The sequence below is a fragment of the Mesorhizobium sp. M7A.F.Ca.CA.004.06.1.1 genome (assembly GCF_003999135.1).
Classification (GTDB): Bacteria; Pseudomonadota; Alphaproteobacteria; order Rhizobiales; family Rhizobiaceae; genus Mesorhizobium.
In genome coordinates this window covers 1-5,676 of the sequence record NZ_RZPQ01000372.1, presented here as the reverse complement: position 1 = coordinate 5,676, position 5,676 = coordinate 1, and the positions used below count along the sequence as shown (strand labels likewise).

Genomic DNA, 5,676 nt, shown 5'->3' with positions numbered 1-5,676 from the left:
GTGCATAGGGCTTGCGCGGCCCCTCGCGCTTTTCATAGGGCTTGCGCTCGCCTTCGGCGGCCACCGGGCGATCGCCACGGGGCGCATAAGGCTTGCGCGGCCCCTCGCGCTTTTCATAGGGCTTGCGCTCGCCTTCGGCGGCCATCAGCCGGTCGCCGCGCGGTGCATAAGGCTTGCGCGGCCCCTCGCGCTTTTCATAGGGCTTGCGCTCGCCTTCGGCGGCCACCGGGCGATCGCCGCGCGGTGCATAAGGCTTGCGCGGCCCCTCGCGCTTTTCAAAAGGCTTGCGCTCGCCTTCGGCGGCCACCGGGCGATCGCCGCGCGGTGCGTAGGGCTTGCGTGGTCCTTCGCGCTTCTCATACGGTTTGCGCTCACCCTCGGCGGCCATCGGGCGGTCGCCGCGCGGTGCGTAGGGCTTGCGCGGCCCTTCGCGCTTCTCAAAAGGCTTGCCTTCGGGACGCGGGCCTTTGCTGAAAGGCTTGTCCCCGCCCTTGAAATCGCGCTTCGGCCGCTCGCCATCGGCAGCCATCGGCCGATCGCCACGCGGTGCGTAAGGTTTCTTGGCGCCAAAGGACGGCTTGCCGCCCTTGCCCGCGGCGCCATCACGGCTGCGCGGTCCCGCGGCTTTCGGCCCACTCTTGGCCGGACCGTTCCTGGGTCGGAATTTCTTGTCGTTGTCGTCCATGTGGCCTTTATCCGTTTGCGCTGCTACAGCGTGGCGCATCCTTTCGGGCGCGCAACGAACGCTGTAGCACTTTTGATGTGGCGCATGATCATTTTCGAAAACCGAGTCCCGATTTTCGAGGTCCTGCGCTCAATAACAGGATCACTGGAGTTTGTCAGGGAAAAGTGGAGACCGGTTTTTCCAAAAAGACAAACGAAAATCAAAAGCCTGGAGCAAGTGCGGTTCATTCGAAACGAACTTGCTCCGTCAGGTGGCGAGGAGATAATCGGAGTGGAAATCGCGTGAAGCGGCCCGATTTCATGGCGCTGGCACTGAAGGAGGCCGAGGCTGCCGCCTTGCGAGGCGAAGTGCCGGTCGGCGCCGTCATCGCCAATGGCGCTGGTGTTGTCGCCAGCGCCGGCAACCGCACACGCGAACTTGCCGACCCGACCGCGCATGCCGAGATGCTGGTCATCCGCGAAGCTTGCCGCAAACTGTCGGCCGAGCGGCTGACCGGCCATGATCTCTATGTGACGCTGGAACCTTGCGCCATGTGCGCCGGCGCCATTTCCTTTGCCCGGCTGCGCCGGCTTTATTTCGGCGCCGCCGACGACAAGGGTGGTGCCGTGGTCAATGGCGTACGTTTTTTCGCCTCGCCGACCTGCCACCACGCGCCCGACATCTATCCGGGCATGGGCGAGACCGAAGCGGGTCTATTGCTCAAGGAATTTTTCCGGGAACGGCGCGGCTGAACCGGGCGCAACGCCCGGCGACACAACGTGGTGTTCTTACAGAGACGGCATCCAGTCGAACCAGCCGCTGCCCTTCTTGCCTTCCGCCTCTTTCTTGAGGCGGCGTTCCTTCTTGTACTCGTCCTCGCCAAGCTGATCTTGCGGCGCCGTGCCGGCCGCGACACGATACTGCACTGGAGGCTCGCTCAGATATTTGCGGGTGTTCGGATCGCCCTGCTTGCTGTCGGCAAGGCGGCGCTGGATCTCGGCGGCACGGCCCTTGTCGGAATCGGCCGGTGTCCATGCCGGCGGGTGGCTCGACCCTGACTCCGCCATCGCCCTCTTGACCGAGGCCGGGTCCGTCTGCACGTCGTCGATGATCTCCGACTGATAGGCCGGGTCGTTCTGATGGGCGGTGGCGTCGGCGCGCAAGCGGGCGCGGCGCTGCTCGGGCGATTCGGGCCATTCGGCGCTCGCCGTCTCGATGCTGTCCTGCGGGGCCGGCAGCGCTTCCTTCTGGCCTGGCGCCGGCTTCACGAGCGTCGGACGCGGCTTGTAGTCGATCTGTTCCTTGCGCTTCGGCGCGAATGAAAAAGCGCCCGAAATATCGCCGGCCAGTTGTTCGCCGGCGGTCTTGTCGGTGCCGTAGGTCGGAGAGCCCATGCAGCCCGACAAAGCGAGGCCCGACGCGACAAGCGGCGCCAGCAGCGCCAAGCGCGCATTATATCTCTCGGTCATGCCAAAAAGTCCCACTCTAGACAGCCTCTCGATTGCCACCAGCTTGTGGCCGGTCCCCATCGTCCAAGCACTTGCGACGGAAATCCGGCGACAATTTGTCTTCCGGAGTTTCGCGTGTTTACCTCAACCACTCGTTAAGGGCAACGCGCGGGCGGTTTTCGCCCGCCCGGCGTGGCATTTGTGCACCGATCCAGCCGACTAACCGTTAAAGTCGGCCAAGCGCTTTCAATTCATGCAGCACCGCCGCATCCCTGGCCGAAACATCCGGGAATTCCGGATCCTGGCCAACATCGGCGGTGTAGCGCCAGGAGCGTGCACATTTTAACAGGCCACGATCCTCGGCCTTCTCGACCACCACGGCGACACCCTTGACGTCGTCGATCGCGAAGGCACCAGCCGGTGCCTCGCCATGAGCGATGACCAGATCGCTGGTGATCGCCATCTCGGCCATGTCGACATCTGAAATCGCCGCTTCGAGCGCTGCGTCGTTGATTGTGACGACCGGCACCGCTTCCAGCGACGATCCGATCACCTTCTGGGCGCGCGCGATCTCCAGCGCGCCGGTAACGACGCGCCGCACCTGCCGCACCTGGCGCCACTTTTCCGCCAGCGCCTCGTTCTTCCAGTCCGCCGGGATTTGCGGGAACTGGTCGAGATGCACCGAGACGGCGTCGGGATGACGGTCAAGCCAGGCCTCCTCCATGGTGAAAGGCAGCATCGGCGCCAGCCATTTCACCAGGCAATCGAAGAGATGGCGCACCACCTGCACCGAAGCCTTGCGCTTCAGGCTCGACGGCGCGTCGCAGTAGAGCGCGTCCTTGCGGATGTCGAAATAGAACGCCGACAGCTCGACCACCATGAAATCGAGCAGCATGCGGGTGATGCGCTTGAATTCGAAGGCGTCGTAGCCCGAGCGCACGACCTCATCGAGCTCGGCCAGCCGGTGCAGCATCAGCCGCTCCAGCTCCGGCATTTTCTCCAGCGGCACCTCTTCGCCATCGTCATGGGCAAGCGTACCCAGCATCCAGCGGATGGTGTTGCGCAGCTTGCGGTAGGCGTCGATGTTGGTCTGCAGCACGTTCTTGCCGAGCCGCTGGTCCTCCCAGTAGTCGGTCGTCACCACCCACAGACGCAGTATATCGGCGCCCGACTGCTTGATGACGTCCTGCGGCACCACGGTGTTGCCCAGCGACTTCGACATCTTGCGGCCATCCTCGTCCATGGTGAAACCATGGGTGACGACGGTGTCGTAAGGCGCCCTGCCCCTGGTGCCGCAGCTTTCCAGCAGCGACGAATGGAACCAGCCGCGATGCTGGTCGGAGCCTTCGAGATAGACGTCGGCCGGCCATTTCAGGTCAGGACGATCTTCCAGCGTGAAGGCGTGCGTCGAGCCCGAATCGAACCAGACGTCGAGGATGTCCATCACCTGCTTCCACTTCGAAGCGTCGTGATTGCCAAGGAAACGCTCCTTGGCATCAGCAGCGAACCAGGCGTCGGCGCCCTCCTGCTCGAAGGCGTCCATGATGCGCTGGTTGACCGCTTCGTCCTTCAGCACATTGCCGTCGGCATCGGCGAAGACAGCGATCGGCACGCCCCAGGCGCGTTGGCGCGACAGCACCCAGTCCGGCCGCTCCTCGATCATGGCGCGGATGCGGTTCTGGCCGGCGGCGGGCACGAAGCGGGTGTCGTCAATGGCCTTGAGCGCCCGGCTGCGCAGTGTCGAGCCGTCGCCGAGGTCCTTGTCCATGTAGACGAACCACTGCGGCGTGTTGCGAAAGATGATCGGTTTCTTGGACCGCCAGGAGTGAGGGTAGCTGTGCTTCAGCCGGCCGCGCGCGAACAGCGCGTTGCGCTTGATCAGCTCGTCGATGACGGCCTGGTTGGCGTTGCCCTTCTTGCCGTTGTCGTCGATGACACGCGCCGGTCCACCCTCCCGGTCGGGGCCGAAACCCGGCGCGTCCTTGGTGAAGAAACCGCCGTCGTCGACGGTGAACGGGATGGCGGGATCGATGCCGCGTGCGCGCAGATCCACCGCCGCATCCATCCAGGCGTCAAAGTCCTCGCGGCCGTGGCCGGGCGCGGTGTGGACGAAGCCGGTGCCGGCATCGTCGGTGACGTGGTCGCCGGCGAGCATCGGAACGGCAAAGTCGTAGCCGCCGCAAAAACCCTTGAGCGGATGCGAAAGCGTAAGGCTTCCAAGCTCTTGCGCCGAAACGCTGCGGAGACGATTCAAGGTGACCTTGGCCTTGACCGAGGAGTCTTCGGCCAGCGCATCGGCAAAGATCAGTTTTTCACCCGACTGCGGGCCGAATGCGTTCTCGGCTGCCGTGACCTCATAGAGGCCATAGTTGATGCGCGGCGAATAGTTGACGGCACGGTTGCCGGGGATCGTCCATGGCGTCGTCGTCCAGATGACGACATGTGCCTGCAGCAGATCGAGTGCGCCCTCCGTCAGCTTGGTCTCGCCATCGACAGGGCGGGCCAAGCTGGCGACCGGAAACTTCGCCCAGATCGTGTCGCTCTCATAGTCGTGGTACTCGATCTCGGCCTCGGCCAGCGCCGTGCGCTCGACCACGCTCCACATCACCGGCTTGGAGCCGCGATAGAGCTGGCCCGACATGGCGAATTTCAAGAGCTCGCCGGCGATGCGCGCCTCGGCATGGAAAGCCATCGTCGTATAGGGGTTCTTGAAATCGCCGATGACGCCGAGGCGCTGGAACTCGGCCCCCTGCACAGCGATCCAACCCGCGGCGAACTCACGGCATTCCTTGCGGAATTCGTTGACCGGCACCTCGTCCTTGTTCTTGCCCTTGGCGCGGTACTGCTCCTCGATCTTCCACTCGATCGGCAGGCCGTGGCAGTCCCAGCCGGGCACATAGTTCGAGTCGTAGCCGCGCATCTGGAACGAGCGGGTGATGACATCCTTGAGGATCTTGTTCAGCGCGTGGCCGATATGGATGTTGCCGTTGGCGTAGGGCGGCCCGTCATGCAGCACGTATTTCGTGCGGCCGGCAGCGCTCTCGCGCAGCTTGCGGTAGAGATCCATGTCCTGCCAGCGCTTGACCAGCAGCGGCTCCTTCTCCGGCAAGCCGGCACGCATCGGGAAATCCGTCTGCGGCAGGTAAAGCGTTTTGGAATAGTCGATCGTTTCAGTTGTATCGGTCATTGGTCTGCCATTTGCATTGCCCGGCGGGCGTACAAGCTCGGGCGTGAACTATCATGTTATGGAAAAAGCGCGAGGGGGCGCGCAGAAACTCCCGGCGGCTCCGGCGGCGCTCAGGCCACCCGGAACACCGGGCCTGTAATTCGTATCGCGATCGCGAAAAGGCGCGAAAAGCTGGTCATGGCTGGGCTTTTAGCCGAAGCCACGGCAGGAATAAAGCGTCTCGTTCGATTCACCTACATCGTGAAATCGAAGCGGTAGGTGGTCGACACGCCAATCATGAACTGGTTGCGGTCGCCGCGCTCCTTGACCAGGCTGGAATCGGCCGCCGGTCCCATCAGGCGCGAATATTCGCCAAACAGGCTGGCGGTCATCGGCTC

At 63.7% G+C, this 5,676-nt stretch carries 4 protein-coding genes and 1 pseudogene; 1 reads left to right on the top strand and 4 read right to left on the bottom strand.

Features of this window, described 5'->3' with window-relative positions; all coding sequences use genetic code 11:
• Positions 1–685: pseudogene (locus EN906_RS20805) on the bottom strand (RNA pseudouridine synthase); the annotation flags it as partial.
• A gap of 281 nt (positions 686–966) precedes the next feature.
• Here EN906_RS20805 and EN906_RS20800 point away from each other — a divergent pair.
• Positions 967–1,416 carry a nucleoside deaminase gene (locus EN906_RS20800; protein WP_127271509.1) on the top strand — a complete coding sequence of 150 codons (450 nt, stop codon included), beginning with the start codon at positions 967–969 and terminating at the stop codon, positions 1,414–1,416.
• A gap of 36 nt (positions 1,417–1,452) precedes the next feature.
• Here EN906_RS20800 and EN906_RS20795 read toward each other — a convergent pair whose 3' ends face one another.
• From EN906_RS20795 to EN906_RS20785, 3 genes are all read right to left on the bottom strand, one after another.
• Positions 1,453–2,133, bottom strand: coding sequence for a hypothetical protein (locus tag EN906_RS20795; protein WP_127271160.1), 681 nt, complete (start codon positions 2,131–2,133; stop codon positions 1,453–1,455).
• Positions 2,134–2,338: 205 nt separating this feature from the next.
• Entirely contained in the window at positions 2,339–5,299 is a 2,961-nt protein-coding gene (gene ileS, locus EN906_RS20790) for an isoleucine--tRNA ligase (RefSeq protein WP_127271507.1), read from the bottom strand.
• Between the two features lie 233 nt (positions 5,300–5,532).
• Positions 5,533–5,676 (bottom strand): MipA/OmpV family protein (locus tag EN906_RS20785; protein WP_206529140.1); only part of this gene is annotated, 144 nt, incomplete at its 5' end.

Coding starts and splice junctions, on each gene's coding strand:
- EN906_RS20795 (WP_127271160.1), bottom strand. CDS start 2,133: ATGACCGAGAGATATAATGCGCGCTTGGCGCTGCTGGCGCCGCTTGTC.
- ileS (WP_127271507.1), bottom strand. CDS start 5,299: ATGACCGATACAACTGAAACGATCGACTATTCCAAAACGCTTTACCTG.